The organism is Streptomyces sp. NBC_00659, assembly GCF_036226925.1.
Lineage (GTDB): Bacteria > Actinomycetota > Actinomycetes > Streptomycetales > Streptomycetaceae > Streptomyces.
The window spans coordinates 706,133-722,539 of sequence record NZ_CP109031.1 but is presented as its reverse complement, the minus strand read 5'-3'; the positions used below and the strand labels follow the sequence as shown (position 1 = coordinate 722,539).

The following is a 16,407-nucleotide window of genomic DNA, read 5'->3' as shown; positions in this document are numbered from 1 at the left end:
AGGCTGGCGGGAGGAGTGACCCGTGGCAGGGGATGGTCGTCGTGAGCGGATCCGCAGGCCGGACGACGGCACTGTTCTCACGCCGGGACCGCGCGGTCATCGCCGCCACCTCGATCGCGGTGCTGCTGGTGGAGCTGGACTGGTTCGCGCTGAACCTGATGCTGCCCGTGATCGCCCGGGACTTCGGGACACCGGCCACGAACCTTCAGTGGCTCGTGAGCGGCTACATGCTGACACTCGGGGCACTGATGATCGTCGGCGGGCGGGCAGCCGACCTGTACGGCCGCAGACGGATCATCGTCGTCGGGCTGACCGGCTTCGCCGTGATGTCGGTGGTGTGCAGCGCCGCGCAGAACGCGGTGTGGCTGACCGCGGGACGCGCGGTCCAGGGGATGGCGGCGGCCCTGGTCCTGCCCATCGCGGTGGCGGTGGTGACCGCGCACTTTCGTGACGGCCGTCAGGGCCGGGCCGTCGGGACGGTTCTCGCCTTCAGCGCCGTCGGCACCGCGCTGGGGCCCTTCGTCGGCGGCACCTTCGCCGAACTCGTCAGCTGGCGTGCGGTCTTCCTGCTGAACGTTCCGTTCTGCGCGCTGGCTGCGCTGCTGATGCTGCGGTACGTGACGGAGTCGCGGGACCAGGGGGCCACGCGGGGGATGGACCTGCCGGGCGCGATCACGCTGGCCGGCGGTCTGACAGCCGTCATGATCGCCGTCGACCAGGGGTCGGACTGGGGCTGGGGCTCGGCGGCCACCCTGGCGTGCTTCGCCGTGGGTGCGTCGATGCTGGCCCTGTTCGTGGCGGTCGAGCGGCGGGCGGCGGAACCGCTGATCGACCTGTCCCTGCTGCGCAACCGGCCGTTCGTGACCGTGACGGTGGCCGGGACGGCGTCGAACATCGTGTACTGCCTCGTCGCGGTGCTGGCGGCGCTGTATCTGGAGCAGGCGCGGGGGCTGTCACCGCTGGAGTCGGGAGTGGTCTTCCTGGCGCTGTCGGCGGGAGTCGGCGCGGCGAGCTACTGGTCGGGCCATCTGGCGCACCGGTGGCGGGCGGAGGTGCTGATGGCGGTGGGGCTGTTGCTGAGCGGGGTGGCGCTCGCCGCGCTGACCTGGGCGCATCCCCTGCCGCTCTACGCCGCGGTGTTCGCGGTGGTCGGAGCGGGTGTCGGGCTCGGCTGGGCGCTCACCAACGCGGCCACCCAGTCGTACGTGTCCGCCGGGCGGCTCGCGGCCGCGTCGGGCCTGGTGCTCACCTCCCTGGTGCTGTGGGGCGCGGTGGCCGTGACGGTGGCCGCGACCGTGCTGGAGGAGATCAGCGGGTCCGCCGGCGGAGCGGCGTCCGACGGATCGGCGATCAACGGGGTGCTGCGGGTGGTCGCCGTGCTCGCCGTGGCCGGTGCCGGAGTGCTGGTACCGCTCGTCCGCTCCGGAGCGGGGACGTCGACGGGACAGCCCGCGACGGCGCCCCAAGGGGCCGACGCGGCCCGGCGAACGCGCTCCTAGTGCCCCGGCAGGCAACGTTTACGCGACGCGGCGAACGTTGCCTGTCGGGGCACTAGAACCCCGGTCGGCACAAGGGACTTGCCCAGGGTCGAGGCCGACGGCGCGGTGCCGTTCCTCTCCCGGCATCCGGGCCGCGCCGGCGCCGCCGCACAGGCGTGAGCCGACCCGAAGCGGGTACCGGTGACCGGCGGTCCGGCACCGGTAGCCGTCACGCGTTCCGCCCGATCCGCGGGGGGCGCGAGCCTCCCGAGCCGGGTTTTGAACCGTGCTTTACACACGTACTGCAACCGCGGGCCGGTGCCCGCAGTCCAAGTGAACAGTGAGGCAGGCACGATTGTGAGCCGGGGTAAAAGTGAAGCGACGTAGCGGGATATCGACGGCACTCGTGATGGTTGCGGTGCTGGCGGGGGCCAGTGCCTGTGGCGGGGGTACGCCGAAGGCGAGTTCAGACGACGGAAAGGCAGGCTCGAAGAAGCCGGCGGCCAGTGCGAAGCCGTCTCCATCGAAGCCCGCCGGGCCACCGATGCTGCTGGAGACGATCACGCCGCAGACCGGTGCCACGGTCGGTGTCGCGATGCCGATCTCGGTGATCTTCACCAATCCGGTGGGGCAGAAGGCCCGCGCCGACATCGAGAAGCACATGAAGGTCACCAGCTCCCAGCCGATGACGGGCGCGTGGCACTGGTTCGGGGACCGGCGCGCCGACTGGCGGCCCAAGTCGTACTGGGCGAGCGGTACGAAGGTGAAGATCACCGCCGACCTGGAGGGTGTCGCCAACGGCAACGGCCGCTACGGCACGCGTTCCTACGTCCACGACTTCACCGTCGGCGACGACGTCCGCGCGGATGTGTCCGTCACCGGCCACACCATGAAGGTCACCAAGAACGGCGCGCCGGTACGGACCCTGTCGATCAACGCGGGCAGTGCCGAATACCCCACGTGGAACGGCGTGATGGCGGTGATCGACAAGCAGGAGAAGGTCCACATGACCTCGTGCAGCGTCGGTATCAGCTGCAACAAGGGCGACGCGAACTACTACGACCTGACCCTTCCCTGGGACGTCCACCTGACCCAGTCCGGGACCTACGTCCACTACTCGACCGGCGACCCGAACCCGGGCAGTGGCAGCGCCCGGGGCTCGCACGGCTGTGTCCACCTCTCGATCACCGACGCCAAGTGGTTCTACGGCCAGGTCAAGCAGGGTGACCCGGTCTCCGTGACCGGCTCCCCGCGCGCGAAGGCCTCGGCCGACAACGGCTTCGCCTCGTTCAACCTGAGCTGGGACCAGTGGCTGGCGGGCAGCGCGAGCGGAGAGACCGCCGCGGGGTGACCTGCGGTGGCGCACCGGGGGCCGGGGCGATCAGAAGAGCATGGCCAGATCGCCCGGCCGCACCCGGGCCGTGACGGGGAGGGCGGCCTCGACCTCCCCGTCCGCGCCGTAGGGCACGGGCCGGTCGGCCTCGATGCGGATCTCCCGGCCCCGAAGCATCACCACCTCCGGCCGCGCGGTGTGCGCGCCGGTCTTGAGCTCGTTCATGAGGGTGAAGAACAGCCGGCGCGGGGCCTCGCGGATCATCACGACGTCCAGCAGACCGTCGTCCGTCAGGGCCGCCGGGGCGATGATGCGCCCGGAGCCGTAGTAGGCGGAGTTCGCGGCCACGACGGTGTAGCCGCGGTGGAGGTGTTCCTCCCCGTCGACGGTGACGCGGTACGACACCGGACGCCAGCCGGTGACCGCGCGCAGGCCGCCGGCGTAGTACGAGGCGGCCCCGCGCAGCACGCGTGCGTGGTTGGCGTGCTGATTGGCGAGAGCGTCGACGCCCGCGTACACGCTTCCGAGAACCACGGTGCGCGCGTGCACCGCGGATTCCACCTCGATGGTGTCGACGCGCCGGGGCTCGTGGTGCAGCAGGACGCGCGTCAGGTCCGCGGCCGCGGTCGGCAGTCGGAGTGCGCGGGCGAAGTCGTTGCCGCGGCCGGCCGGTATCAGCCCGAGGACGGTGTCGGTCCCGCTCAGGGCGCCGCCGATCCCGCCCGCGATCCCGTCGCCGCCCACGGCGAGGACGACCCGGCCCCGTTCCCCGGCGCGGAGCGCGAGCTCCTGCGCGTGGGCAAGGCTCCGGCTGTACTCGGTCTCCAGACCGGCTCCGGCCTCCCTGAGCAGGCGGGCCACCGGGAGCAGTGCCGCCGCCCCGGTGGAGCCGCCCGCGGTGGGATTGACGACGGCGGTGAACTGTCGCATCGGTGTGCCTCCGGGCAGTGACGGGTGAGACGGAGCGGGCAGGGGCGGAACCTGTGTACGGCGGCGGTGTCGGGGTCAGGGCCGGCGGTACGGCTGTACGCGGCGGGGTTCGGGCCGCCGGAGCCCGATGACGTGGCGGTGGCCCCGGGCCGCCACCACGTCATCGGGCCGGTGTCAGTCGACGGGCAGCAGGATCCCGGGATTGAGAAGGCCGTCGGGGTCCAGCCGCTCCTTGACGGCCCGCAGGGCCTCGACACCCAGCGGTCCCGCCTCCCGGAGGTACCAGTCACGGTGGTCCGTTCCCACCCCGTGGTGGTGGCTGATGGTTCCGCCCGCGCTCAGCACGGCCTCGTTGGCGGCCTCCTTGGCCGGCACCCAGTGGGCCACGGCGTCCTCGCCCTGCGCGGAGACGACCGTGAAGTAGAGCGAGGCACCGTTCTCGTAGACGTGCGAGATGTGGCACATGACCAGGGGCGGGGTTCCCGCGGCGGTGAGCGTCTCGGTCAGGGCGGCGCGCACGGCGGCGTAGAGCTCGGGAACGCGGGACCAGAAGGTCGCGGTCTCCAGGGTCTCGGCGAAGGCCCCGGCGTCGAGCAGCGCGTCGCGCAGATAGGGCGCCGAGTAGCGGCCGTGCGCCCAGCGTTCGCCGGGTTCGGCGCCCAGGTAGGTGCCTCCGGCCGCGCGCAGGACCGCCGCGGCGTCCTCGCGGCGGCGCGCGGTTTCCTCCTCGGTCCCCTCGTACCCGGCGATGGCCGTGCAGCCGGCGGCCGTGGGGGCCTCGGCCGAGCCGATGGCGTCGGGCTGGGCGAGTCCGACAAAGGTCTCGGTCTCGTCGGACAGCCGCAGCACGGTGGGGCGCGGCCCGTCCTGGGCGAGCCGGCGCAGCGCGGTGGCTCCCTCCTCGAACGAGGCGAACCGCCACCCCTCGTACACACGCGTCCGCGGCAGCGGCCTGATCCGTACGGTGACGGAGGTGATGACCCCGAAGGCGCCCTCGGAGCCGAGGATCAGCTGCCGCAGGTCGGGGCCTGCCGCCGACCGGGGGGCGCGGCCCGTGTCCAGGGTGCCTTCAGGGGTCGCGAGGGTGAGTCCGAGGACCATCTCGTCGAAGCGGCCGTATCCGGCGGAGGCCTGGCCGCTGGAACGGGCGGCGGCGAACCCGCCGATGGTCGCCCACTCGTAGGACTGGGGGAAGTGCCCGAGGGTGAAGCCGTATTCGGCCAGGAGTGCCTCCGCGTCGGGAGCGCGCAGGCCCGGCTGGAGCGTCGCCGTCCGGGAGACCGGGTCGATGCCGAGCATGGCGTTCATACGGCGCAGGTCGAGGGCGACGAAGGCGCTCCGCTCCGGGGCGAGGCCGCCGACGACTGAGGTGCCGCCGCCGAACGGGACGACGGCGAGGCCGTGTTCGGCGCAGACGCGCAGTACGTCGAGAACCTCGTCGTGGGTGGAGGGCAGGACGACGGCCCCGGGGGCGTCTCCCGCGTCGCCCGCGCGGAGCCTCAGCAGATCGGGCGTCGACTTCCCGCGGGTGTGCCTGATCCGGGTCTCCGCGTCGGTGCGCACATGCTCCGCGCCGCCGACGGCGTCCGCCAGCGCGTCCAGGGCCCGGTCCGGCAGGGGCTCGGGAACGGAGATCTCGTCGAGAGCGTGTGCGGCGGTGTCCCGCGGCTTGACGCCGAGCAGATCCCGCAGCAGGCCGGTCACCGAGTCGGGCAGCGGTGCCGCCTTGGCCGGGTCGCCCCAGCCACTCCACAGCATGTCCATGAACTAGTCCTCATCGGTCGGTCGCGACGTGCCGTCTCCCGCACAGCAGCACGGGGCGTTACACTGTGACACATGACGCCTATTCGTCACAAGCACTCGGACGGCGACCCCGTCCTCGACGCCGTACGCGACTGCGTCCTGGCGGTCGGAGTCCGGCGTACCACCCTGACCGACGTGGCCCGCCGCGCCGGTGTCTCGCGCATGACGCTCTACCGGCGCTGGCCCGATGTGCGGTCACTGGTCGGCGACCTGATGACCCGTGAGTGGATCGACGTGGCGACCCGCGCCATGCCCGAGCCGCACCCGGACAAGGTCACGCGGGCCCAGATCGTGGACGGTCTGGTGGCCGGAGTGGAGGGCTTCCGCGCCCACCCGCTCTTCCGCAAGATCATCGACGTCGACCCCGAACTCCTGCTCCCGTACGTGCTGGACCGGCGCGGAGCCAGCCAGGAAGCCCTCCTGGGACTCCTCGCCGACGCCCTGGAGCGGGGGCACGCCGACGGCTCGGTGCGGCTCGCGCCCACGAGGAGACAGGCCCGTGCCGTACTGCTCGTGGTCCAGTCCTTCACCCTGTCGCTGCGGACCATGACCGACGAGGACGACCCCGAACTGACCAGCACGGCCTTTCTCGACGAGCTGCGCACCCTTCTGGAGAGGACCCTCACGCCATGAGTCCCACAAGCAGTCCGTCCGGCCCGGCGGCCCCGGCGCCCGGATCCTCGCTCTCCGCCGCCCGCCGCCGCCGTGAACTGGCCGAGGCGGTGGGCGGCGACACGGTGGACGTCCTGGTGATCGGACTCGGCGCCACCGGCGCCGGCGTCGCCCTGGACGCGGCCGCGCGCGGTCTCGACGTCGTCGCCGTCGACGCCCACGACCTCGCCTTCGGCACCTCGCGCTGGAGTTCCAAGCTCATCCACGGCGGACTGCGCTACCTGGCCTCCGGGCAGCTCGATGTCGCCCACGAGAGCGCGGTCGAACGCGGCGTCCTCATGGAACGCACCGCCCCCCACCTGGTTCGCGCCCAGCCCTTCGTGCTGCCCCTGACACCGCTCGTGTCACGCGGCCAGGCCTCCCTGGCCTGGGCCGGGTTCCGGGCCGGGGACACCCTGCGACTGGCGGCCCGCACCTCCCGCGCCACCCTGCCCGCTCCGCGCCGCCTCTCCGCGGTGGAGGCCCGGCACCTGGCACCGTCGGTGCGCCCGGCGGGCCTGCGCGGCGGCCTGCTGTCCTGGGACGGCAAAGTGACCGACGACGCCCGGCTCGTGACAGCGCTCGCCCGCACCGCGGCCGCCCACGGCGCGAAGATCCTCACCCGGGTCAGGGCCCTGGAGACGGGCGGGACCGTCACCCGGGTCCGCGACGAACTGACCGGCGAGCAGGGCGAGATCAGGGCCCGTTCGGTCATCAACGCGTCCGGCGTCTGGGCGGGCGACCTGGTCGAGGGCATCCGTATCCGCCCCTCGCGCGGAACGCATCTGGTGCTGCGCGCCGACCTGTTCGGACCGCTGCCCGCCGGGCTGCACATCCCGATCCCGGGCGAGACCAACAGGTTCGTCCTCGTCCTGCCGCAGGACGACGGCCGCGTGTACGTGGGCCTGACCGACGAGCCCGTCGACGGGGACCTTCCGGACGTGCCCCAGGTTCCGGAGTCGGACATCGGCTTCCTGCTCGACGTCGTCGGCTCCGCCCTGGACACCCCGGTGAGGCGCCATGACGTCGTCGGCGCCTTCGCGGGGCTGCGCCCCTTGCTCGACACCGCTCCGGGCCGCTCGGGAGGGGCCGCCCGCACCTCCGACATCTCCCGCCGGCACGCCGTCCTCACCTCCGACGACGGAGTGACCACCGTGGTCGGCGGCAAACTCACCACCTACCGGCGCATGGCCCAGGACGCCGTCGACGCGGCGGTCGAGGCCCGGGGTCTGCGTGCCGGTCCCTCGACGACCGCCTCTCTGCCGCTGGTCGGCGCGGCGGCCCCGCACCGGCTCGGGTCCCTTGCCGCCCCCGGCCACCTGATCCGCCGCTACGGCGCCGAAGCCCCCGCCGTCCACGCCCTCGCCGCCGGCGAGCCCCGGCTGGGCGAGCCCGTGGTGCCCGGACACCCCGTCACGCGGGCCGCGCTGCTGTGGGCCGTGCTGCACGAGGGCGCCCTCGACGAGTCTGACCTCCTGGACCGGCGCACCCGCATCGGCCTGGTACCCGAGGACCGGTCCGCGGCCCTGACCGCGGCGCGTGAAGCGCTCGACGCGGCTGCGGAGCACTCTGTCTGACGTCTCGTCGGAACAACTCGCGCGGACGGCGGAGCCGGCATATGGCCCGCCGTTCCGTATGCCCGCCGTTCCGCGTGCCCGCGTGGGCTGCGTATGGCCGCGTGTCCCTCCGCGATGCGTCCCTGCGCCGAACGTGCCGGGCAGGTCTCCGCATCTCCCAACTCTGGCCCAACTCCCTTTATTTCAAGGGCTGTTGTAACGCAGACCTCATGGGCTACCGTCGGTAACACCTGCCGGTCAACCCATCGGTAACACCTGCCGGTCGGCCCATCGGTGACGCCTTTGCGCCTCGGCACCCCCCCCGCACGTATCTCCCGTACCTCCGGCACCTCTTGACGAAAGGCAGCCATGGAGAACTCCAGAGGCAACTCCGCATCACGTCACGGGAACGACGCGGAGGCGGGAGGGGGCATCACACGCCGCCGCGCCCTCACCGTCACCGGAGGGATGATCGCCGGAGCCGCGCTCGCCGCCCAGGCCTTCCCCGCCTTCGGTGCCGAGTCGCAGGACGCGGACGCGATCGTGGTCGGCCACGGGCTCGCCGGACTGGTCGCGACCGCTGAACTCGCCGCGGCCGGACGGAAGGTGCTCCTCCTCGACCAGGAGCCGGAGGCCGGTCTGGGCGGTCAGGCGTTCTGGTCCTTCGGCGGACTGTTCTTCGTCGACTCCGACGAGCAGCGGCTGATGGGTGTCAAGGACTCCCGTGACCTCGCCTGGCAGGACTGGCTCGGCAGCGCGGGCTTCGACCGTGGAGTCGGTGACCCGTCCGGCCAGGACCACTGGGCGTACAAGTGGGCCGAGGCTTATGTGGACTTCGCATCGGGTGAGAAGCGGTCGTGGCTCTCCGGCCTGGGTGTGCAGTGGTTCCCGGTCGTCGGCTGGGCCGAGCGGGGCGGCGGGCTCGCGGACGGACACGGCAACTCGGTACCGCGCTTCCATGTCACCTGGGGCACCGGACCCGCGGTGGTCGAGCCGTTCGAGAAGAAGGTCCGCGCCGCGGTGGCGGCGGGCAAGGTCACCTTCAAGTTCCGGCACCGGGTCGACGGGATCGTGACGACCGGCGGGGTCGTCACGGGCGTCCGTGGCGCGGTTCTGGAACCGAGCGGCGTGGCACGCGGGAAGCCCAGTTCCCGCACCGTCGTGGGTGACTTCGAGCTGCGCGCCCCGGTCGTCGTCGTCACCTCCGGGGGCATCGGCGCCAACCATGATCTCGTACGGCAGAACTGGCCGGACCGCCTCGGCACCCCGCCCAAGTTCATGGTCACCGGTGTGCCCGCGCATGTGGACGGCCGCATGCTGGCGATCACCGAGCAGGCCGGCGGCCGGATCGTGAACCCGGACCGCATGTGGCACTACACCGAGGGGCTGCGCAACTACGACCCGATCTGGCCCGGTCACGGCATCCGCATCCTGCCCGGTCCGTCGTCCATGTGGTTCGACGCGCGGGGCCGCCGCTTCGGCAGCCCCGACATCCCCGGCTACGACACCCTCCACACCCTCAAGTCGATCACGGGCTCCGGCTACGACTACTCCTGGTTCGTCACCACGCAGAAGATCCTCGCCAAGGAGTTCGCGCTCTCCGGCTCGGAGCAGAATCCGGACCTCACCAACAAGGACGTGTGGAAACTGCTCTCCCGGATCTGGCAGAGCCCGGAGCCGATCGAGAAGTTCAAGAAGAACGGCGCAGACTTCGTGGTCGCCACCACGCTCGCCGACCTCGTCACCGGGATGAACAAGCTCACCGGCGGCAACCTCGTCGACCGTGCCGACCTCCAGCGCCAGATCGAGGCCCGTGACCGCGAGATGGACAACCCCTACACCAAGGACGTCCAGGTGATGGGCATCCGGAACGCCCTCGCCTACGTCGGGGATTCCCTGAGCCGCACGGCGCCCGCCCACAAGATCCTGGACCCCGACGCCGGTCCGCTCATCGCCGTACGGCTCAACATCCTCACGCGCAAGACCCTCGGCGGCCTCCAGACCGACCTCTCGGGCCGCGTCCTGAACGCTTCCGGCAGCCCGGTTCCCGGACTGTACGCGGCCGGTGAGGTCGCCGGCTTCGGTGGCGGCGGCGTTCACGGCTACCGTTCCCTGGAAGGCACCTTCCTGGGCGGCTGCCTCTTCTCCGGCCGCCAGGCGGGACGCGCGGCGGCGGCCGCCACCGCGACCTGACGCTTCCTTGAGACGGTGGCCCGGCCGTCCCGCCGGGCCACCCCTGCGTGCGCCTACCGGCCACCGTTCTCGGGCGTGGGAGTCTCCCCCTCCGGATCGGACGCGGTTCGTCCTGATCGCGAACACGATCCGATGATCGAGGGTGCCGCGGTCACGCAGTCGGTGCGGTGCGTTCCAGTCTGCGGATGAGCTGCCGGACGACGATGATCGACAGCGCTGCGGCGCAGATGTACAGACCGTCGCTGAGCATGATCTGCCGCAGCGCATGACGTGCCTGGCTCGCGCTGACCGCCTTCTTCAGATCGTCGGAGGCGCCGCTGTAGGCGTTCGCCGCGACGAGGACGGACAGCCACCATGCCGTGAGCAGGGGATGCCCTCGACGGGGCTGCGGTTCCGGCCGGCCGGCGGCCCACAGGTCGTTGACGAACATCTTGGGTACGAAGAGCTGCGCCACCGGGATCACCCAGCCGAAGACCAGCCACGCTCTGCGCCGACGCTGTCCCTGGCGCCAGAGCACGTCCGCGACATCGCGCATGGTGGCGAGCCAGACGCTGAACTGGAGCAGGGCCATGAGAAGCAGAGCGGTCCGCCAGCCCATCAGGTTTCTGAAGTACGTGTCGGCCTCGACCAACGGGTTGTCGACGTAAGGTCCTCGCGTCAGGGGTCCGGCCAGCAGCTGGTACTTGTGCCACGCCACCAGCCCGGCCGCGAGGGTCACCAGCGCGAACGCGGCGATCGCGCCGCAGGCGAACCGGGCCTGTCCGCGCGGCACCCTGACCGATCCGGTCACTTCACACCCCCTGGAAGCCGCCCATTCGGACTTTCCGCAGGTCGGCAGCGGATCTTAACCCCCAGGGAACCTGATGCCACAGCTCCTGCTCGCAAGCCCCGCAGTCCCGGGACCACCGCTCCCCGGGCCCTCGACACCCTCGGTCGTACCCACCCCTGACGCTGTCCGCCCAGGTTGCCCTCGCCGCCGGCTACCGCACACTGCAGAAGCGCCGACAGGCCCGGAAGGCCGAGGAGGAAGCGGTCCTCATGCGCGAGACGCCGAACTGGCGCGCCGGCAAAAACACTTCACACCGTTCAGCCGCCGGTGAAGTAGGACGGCGTGCGGACGCGCATGGAGCCGGCGAGGTTTCGGAGAACGGTGTCGCTCACTGGAGGGGTGCGGGCTTGGAGGACCGCGACAGCGTCGCCGACCCGGGTGAAGTACTTGACGTACTCGTACTTCGACCACCGCCACACTCCAGGAGCCACCGGGGTGCAGGCGGGTGACGGCACCGGGTAGACGCTGGTGAGCGCGGCGCAGTGGGACGGCGGGGTGAAACCCGGCTGTACGGGGCCGACGGTCACCTGGATCTCCTGACGGAGCTCGTCCATGGTGTCCGCGCCGCTCAGACCGTCGGGTGAGATCCGGTAGAAGAAGGTGGCCTCGGCTTCGGTCGTCGACCCGTTGGTGCCGACGCCGTTCAGGTGGTAGCCCGCGGGCACTCGCGGCCCGAGCAGGGGGACACGGGCACCGGCCAGTTCATCGTCCTGCCTGCTCCGGACGTGCTGCGTGGTGGCGAGCGAGTCGAGTGGCATCAGCAGGACCAGGGCGAGGGCTACGGCTGCCCGCGGCCACAGTGGCCTGCGGGACTGGGTGATCCAGGCCGCGAGGGCGAACGCAGCCACGTACAAGACAGGTTGGACGTACCGCGTGCCACCGGGGAGCCACTGGAGAGCTTCGATGTTCCGGACCAGGTACCAGCCGATGCCGGTGCCGATCAGTGCGGTGAGCCAGGCCGGCCGGATTCCGACGAGGCGCAGGGCCGGCCAGGTGAGGAGGAAGTTCAGGAAGGGTAAGAGGGAGGACCACACGATGACGAAGCCGAGGCAGCCGTAGTCCGGCGCGTTCCGGCAGGCGTCGGAGTCCCACAGCAGCCACGTCGCGAGCGCGGAGACCACCACCGAGGCGAACCCGACCCCTGCAGCCCGTGCGGCACGTTGCACATGCCTCGACCGCTTCACGGCCGTCGGTTCGACCAGCGCAGTGCCCATTCTTTCCTCCCGTGATCAACCGTCCCAAGCGGCACGGGCCGTGGCAACGAGAGAGGACAACGTCGCCGTCCGCTGCGAAGCGACCGTGCTGGTCGAGATCCTCAACGAGTGACTGCGACCAGCACCGGCCCGATATGTCCTAGTCGTCGATGTCGAGCACCGTGCCGTACAGCCGGTCCACCTTCAGCCGGATGACCACCCGGCGCTCGGCGACCAACTCCTCCAGGTACGTATCCTCGTCCTCGGGCCTCGCGGCCTTCGGGATCATCCCGAGCAGTTCCAGCCCGACCGCGTCCCCCGGAACGGTCGTGCTCTCGGAGACCACGGTCTCGCCCTCGGCGACGGCGAACGACCACACGTCGCCGCCCGGCACGTGCAGCGCCGCCCGTGGATTGCGCCGCAGGTGCCGGACTTTGACCCTATCCGCCGTGGTCGAGAACCGTACAATGCGGGCTTCGGGGTCCCAGCTGTACACCATGGTTGTCAGGTGAGGGTGGCCACTGCGTTTGACGGTGGCGAGCGTTCCGAACTGCTGCCGGCCGAGCAAGCTGGAGAGGGCTTCGTCGGACAGGGAGCGAGGCTCTGGTCGTTGGGTCATGAAGTGACCAACGCCCCTGACCGTCCAGCAATTTCGTGGACTCCATGCGCCAACACTCCCTGCTGGTCGCCGCTCTCGCCTGAACCCGCGGGCCGAGACGGACACGCGCAGGTGACGCGTAATCCCCTGACACTGCGGCCGGCGGCGGGCCATCAAAGGTACGCAGCTCATTCGCAAGTAGGGTCAGGACATGACTGATGCAACCCCCGCTCAGCAGGCGCCAATTGACATCACGGCACTCGCGGAAGATCCCTACGCCGTCTATGCGCGGTTTCGCCGAGCAGGGCCCGTACACCGGATCACCGGGACGGACGGGCTGCCTGCCTGGCTGGTGACCGGCTATGACGACGTACGTGAGGCGCTCGCCGACCCGCGGCTCTCCCTCGACAAGCGCAACGCGACGCCCGGTGGCTACCGAGGCATGGCCTTACCACCGGCACTGGACGCCAACCTGCTCAACATGGACCCCCCGGACCACACCCGCATCAGGCGTCTGGTGACCCGGGCCTTCACCCCGCGCCGAATCGAGCAGCTGCGCGAGCCGATCCAGCGCACCGCCGACCGGCTTCTCGACCGTATCGCCGCGGACGAACACGCGGACCTGATCGGCTCGTACGCCGCGCCGCTGCCGATCACCGTGATCTGCGACCTGCTCGGTGTGGCCCCGGCCGACCGGCTCGACTTCCGGTCATGGACCGACGCTCTCGTGGCTCCCGATCCGGCGCGCCCGTCCCTCGCCAAAGAAGCGGTCGGCAGCATGCTGTCGTTCCTCACCCGCCTCATCGCCGGCAAGCGGACCGCCCCGGCAGACGATCTGCTCTCCGCGCTGATTGCCGTACGCGACGAGGAAGACCGGCTGAACGAGGACGAGTTGATGTCCTTGGCCTTCCTCATCCTGGTCGCCGGATACGAGAACACCGTGCATCTCATCGGGAACGCGATCCTGACTCTGCTTCGCCACCCCGAGCAGTTGGCCGAGTTGAGGGCCGATCCCGCGCGATTGAGTGCTGTGGTGGGGGAGTTGGCTCGTTACGACGGCCCGGTACCCCTGGCCATCCGCCGGTTTCCGACCGAGGACATCTCCATCGGCGGGGTGACTGTCCCGGCGGGCGACACTGTTCTGCTGTCCCTCGCCGCCGCCCACCGGGACCCGCGCCGCTTCACCGACCCCGACCGCTTCGACATCGACCGGGACGCCACCGGGCACCTCGCCCTGGGCCACGGCATCCACTACTGCCTCGGCGCTCCCCTGGCCCGCATGGAAACCGAGATCGCGCTGTCCGCACTCCTCGGCCGCTTTCCGGACATGGCACTGGACGTGTCTCCGGCCGAACTGCGATGGCGTCCCACGATGCGGTCCCGCGGTCTGCTTGCCCTTCCGGTCCGTACCGGTACTGCCAAGGCGGACGTGCATTCCGAGACCGGCCGGCGATAGAGCAACCGGCGATCTCGACGAGAACGGCGGTCACGGGTTCGCCGCGCAGCCTCTTCATGTGATGCAGGGGACTGCTGGGCCTCAGGGGGACAAGGAGGACGATGCCACCCGGCCGTTGGGGGCGTATGTCTGACGTTCCGGTGGCCAGAAGTTGCCGTTCAACCGGAGTACACGGCGTTTCAAGATCGTTTGGCCAGAGTTCCCCCTCGTGCCTACCTCACCTTCACGCGCCGGCGTCGCCTCTGTGTGCGCCGTGTCCCTGACACTCTCAGGACTCCTCGTCACCGGATTGCTGGCCGCTCAGCCCGCGGCCGCCGCCGACCCGGTCGGCTATCAGAACGTTCGGATCAACGAAGTCACCTCATCGAACAACGACACGGTGGAGCTGTACAACTCCGGCTCGGCCGCGGTGAGTATCAGCGGCTGGAAGATGTCCGACGACAGCTTCTCGCAGCAGTCGTTCAGCCCGTCCTCCACGTCCATTCCGGCCGGCGGCTTCGTCACCTTCAACTCGCCCAAGGGACTGGGTGATTCGGACAAGCTGGCGATCTACACCTCCGGCGGCACAGTGGTCGACCGCGTCGAGTGGGCGACCGACAAGGCGAAGCCGGCGATGGCGCGTTGTGGCGGCGACGGCGCCGGGGCGTGGGCGACCGCGACCTCGGCGGCCACGTTCGGCGCCGCGAACGCCTCGGGCTGCCCGTCGTCGATCCCGGCGGCGAGCCGGGTACGGATCAACGAGGTCACCTCGGACGGCTCCGACACCGTGGAGCTGTACAACGGCGGAACGAGCGCGGTCAGCGTCGGCTCGTGGAAGTACGTCGACGCCGACACCTCCCACGCCGCGGTGACGGTCTCGTCCTCCTCGCCGAGCGCGAGCAGCATCCCCGCGGGCGGCTACGTCACGTTCAACTCCACCATCGGCCTGGGCGACAACGACTCGGTCTTCCTCGTCGACGGCAGCGGCAACACCATCGACTCGGTGACCTGGACGACCGACGCCGCCAAGCCGTCGGACGAGCGCTGCGCCAATGGCACCGGCTGGTTCCAGACCGCCACGACCGCGACGCTCGGCAGCGCGAACTCCTGCTCGGGCAGCACCGGCGGCGGCACCGGCGGCGGCGGTTCGGGGACCGGCCAACTGCTCGGCGGTGGCGGCTCGCTCACCAGCGGCTGCGCGCCCGAGGCGCCGTCCGGTACGGGTTCCACCCCGACGGGCACCACGGCATGGCCGGGCGGGCTGGACGTCACGATCGTGGACAACGTCTGCGCGTTCACCACGTCCACCGGCCCCGAGGGCCGGGACGTGAGCGGTCTGGCGTTCGACTCGGCGAACCCGTCGGTGCTGTGGGCCGTCAAGAACAAGAACTGGCTGTACAAGCTGGTCAAGAGCAACGGCAAGTGGATCCCGGACACGACCTGGAGCGCGACCGGCAAGCAGATCCGCTTCGCTAGCGGCTCCGGCGAGCCGGACTCCGAGGGCCTGACCGTCGGCAGCAACGGCCACCTCTACGTGACCTCCGAGCGCGACAACACCAACAACACGGTTCCCAAGGACACGATCCTGGAGTTCGACCCGGCCGCGACCGGATCGACGCTGACGCCGGTCCACCAGTGGGACATGACCTCGCAGTTCCCGCAGCTCGACACCGGTGACAAGGACGACGCCAACCTCGGCTTCGAGGGCGTCGGATACGTACCGGACAGCTGGCTGACCGCGAACGGCTGGGTCAACCCGCTCACCGGTGCCGCCTACAACCCGGCGAACTACCCGCTGCACGGGTCGGGCCTGTTCTTCGCCGGCCTGGAGTGGGACGGCTCGCTGCATGTCTACGGTCTGAACTCCGACGGCACGTTCACCACGTTCGGCACGATCACGACCGGCAAGGCCTCCGTGATGGACGTGACGTACGACGCCGGCACCCAGCGCCTCGTCGCCACCTGCGACAACACCTGCGGTGAGACCCACACCTTCATGAAGGTCAACGCCTCCGGCGCGATCGTTCCGGACGTGACCTACACGAACCCGGCCGTCATGCCGGCCGACAACCTGGAGGGCTTCGCGATCGCGCCGGCCTCCACCTGCGTCAACGGGTTCCGCGAGGCGGTCTGGAGCGACGACGGAGTCTACGGCTTCGGTTCCGGCACCTCCTCGTACGGACACGCCCTCTACAGCGGCACCTTCCCCTGCTGATCGTGCCGAACACGGGAGGCGGCTCCTTCACGGGGCCGCCTCCCTCGCTCATGCCCGGTTCCCGCTGGAGCGGTCACCGTGGGCTGACCCCACCAGCTCGTGGGGATGACCGACTCCGTGCCCCGTGGTGGCGTAGTACTCGCGGCGGATGAACTCGATGCCCGGTGGGCGGACGCCTGGCGGCCCGAACAGG

The 16,407-nt window shown here is 70.7% G+C and carries 12 protein-coding genes; 7 read left to right on the top strand and 5 right to left on the bottom strand.

What is annotated here, in order from left to right:
• Positions 1-41: 41 nt before the first annotated feature.
• Together OG410_RS02940 and OG410_RS02935 are read left to right on the top strand one after the other, a co-directional pair.
• Positions 42-1,499 carry an MFS transporter gene (locus OG410_RS02940; protein ID WP_329297642.1) on the top strand — a complete coding sequence of 486 codons (1,458 nt, stop codon included), beginning with the start codon at positions 42-44 and terminating at the stop codon, positions 1,497-1,499.
• Between the two features lie 388 nt (positions 1,500-1,887).
• Entirely contained in the window at positions 1,888-2,829 is a 942-nt protein-coding gene (locus OG410_RS02935) for a L,D-transpeptidase (protein WP_329304003.1), read from the top strand.
• 30 nt (positions 2,830-2,859) lie between these two features.
• Here the strand turns inward: OG410_RS02935 and OG410_RS02930 are convergent, their stop codons facing one another.
• Positions 2,860-3,741, bottom strand: a complete 882-nt coding sequence (locus tag OG410_RS02930; protein ID WP_329297641.1) for a diacylglycerol kinase family protein — start codon at positions 3,739-3,741, stop codon at positions 2,860-2,862.
• A 174-nt stretch (positions 3,742-3,915) separates the two neighbouring features.
• Positions 3,916-5,505, bottom strand: coding sequence for an FAD-binding oxidoreductase (locus OG410_RS02925; RefSeq protein WP_329297639.1), 1,590 nt, complete (start codon positions 5,503-5,505; stop codon positions 3,916-3,918).
• 72 nt (positions 5,506-5,577) lie between these two features.
• On the opposite strand from OG410_RS02925, the gene OG410_RS02920 reads away from it, so the two are divergent.
• From OG410_RS02920 to OG410_RS02910, 3 genes are all read left to right on the top strand, one after another.
• Positions 5,578-6,177 (top strand): TetR/AcrR family transcriptional regulator, encoded by a 600-nt coding sequence (locus OG410_RS02920; RefSeq protein WP_329297637.1) that lies wholly within the window; start codon positions 5,578-5,580, stop codon positions 6,175-6,177.
• Complete coding sequence (locus OG410_RS02915) at positions 6,174-7,772, top strand: glycerol-3-phosphate dehydrogenase/oxidase (RefSeq protein ID WP_329297636.1); 1,599 nt, start codon at positions 6,174-6,176, stop codon at positions 7,770-7,772. The genes OG410_RS02920 and OG410_RS02915 overlap by 4 nt, the downstream gene beginning before the upstream one ends.
• A gap of 348 nt (positions 7,773-8,120) precedes the next feature.
• Positions 8,121-9,944, top strand: coding sequence for an FAD-binding dehydrogenase (locus tag OG410_RS02910; protein ID WP_329297635.1), 1,824 nt, complete (start codon positions 8,121-8,123; stop codon positions 9,942-9,944).
• A gap of 151 nt (positions 9,945-10,095) precedes the next feature.
• On the opposite strand, the gene OG410_RS02905 is transcribed toward OG410_RS02910, so the two are convergent.
• The 3 genes from OG410_RS02905 to OG410_RS02895 all read right to left on the bottom strand — a co-directional run bounded on the left by OG410_RS02905 (position 10,096) and on the right by OG410_RS02895 (position 12,585).
• On the bottom strand, positions 10,096-10,734 hold the full coding sequence (locus OG410_RS02905) for a DUF4328 domain-containing protein (RefSeq protein WP_329297634.1): 639 nt from the start codon (positions 10,732-10,734) through the stop codon (positions 10,096-10,098).
• Between the two features lie 296 nt (positions 10,735-11,030).
• Positions 11,031-11,987 carry a hypothetical protein gene (locus OG410_RS02900; protein WP_329297633.1) on the bottom strand — a complete coding sequence of 319 codons (957 nt, stop codon included), beginning with the start codon at positions 11,985-11,987 and terminating at the stop codon, positions 11,031-11,033.
• Positions 11,988-12,126: 139 nt separating this feature from the next.
• A complete protein-coding gene (locus OG410_RS02895) occupies positions 12,127-12,585 on the bottom strand; it encodes a TIGR03618 family F420-dependent PPOX class oxidoreductase (RefSeq protein ID WP_329297632.1) in 459 nt (152 codons plus the stop codon).
• 190 nt (positions 12,586-12,775) lie between these two features.
• Here OG410_RS02895 and OG410_RS02890 point away from each other — a divergent pair, with 190 nt between their 5' ends.
• Complete coding sequence (locus tag OG410_RS02890) at positions 12,776-14,020, top strand: cytochrome P450 family protein (protein ID WP_329297631.1); 1,245 nt, start codon at positions 12,776-12,778, stop codon at positions 14,018-14,020.
• A gap of 253 nt (positions 14,021-14,273) precedes the next feature.
• A complete protein-coding gene (locus tag OG410_RS02885; protein WP_329297630.1) occupies positions 14,274-16,214 on the top strand; it encodes a lamin tail domain-containing protein in 1,941 nt (646 codons plus the stop codon).
• Positions 16,215-16,407 lie beyond the last annotated feature (193 nt).

Coding starts and splice junctions, on each gene's coding strand:
- OG410_RS02935 (WP_329304003.1), top strand. CDS start 1,888: ATGGTTGCGGTGCTGGCGGGGGCCAGTGCCTGTGGCGGGGGTACGCCG.
- OG410_RS02930 (WP_329297641.1), bottom strand. CDS start 3,741: ATGCGACAGTTCACCGCCGTCGTCAATCCCACCGCGGGCGGCTCCACC.
- OG410_RS02925 (WP_329297639.1), bottom strand. CDS start 5,505: ATGGACATGCTGTGGAGTGGCTGGGGCGACCCGGCCAAGGCGGCACCG.
- OG410_RS02920 (WP_329297637.1), top strand. CDS start 5,578: ATGACGCCTATTCGTCACAAGCACTCGGACGGCGACCCCGTCCTCGAC.
- OG410_RS02915 (WP_329297636.1), top strand. CDS start 6,174: ATGAGTCCCACAAGCAGTCCGTCCGGCCCGGCGGCCCCGGCGCCCGGA.
- OG410_RS02910 (WP_329297635.1), top strand. CDS start 8,121: ATGGAGAACTCCAGAGGCAACTCCGCATCACGTCACGGGAACGACGCG.
- OG410_RS02900 (WP_329297633.1), bottom strand. CDS start 11,987: ATGGGCACTGCGCTGGTCGAACCGACGGCCGTGAAGCGGTCGAGGCAT.
- OG410_RS02895 (WP_329297632.1), bottom strand. CDS start 12,585: ATGACCCAACGACCAGAGCCTCGCTCCCTGTCCGACGAAGCCCTCTCC.
- OG410_RS02890 (WP_329297631.1), top strand. CDS start 12,776: ATGACTGATGCAACCCCCGCTCAGCAGGCGCCAATTGACATCACGGCA.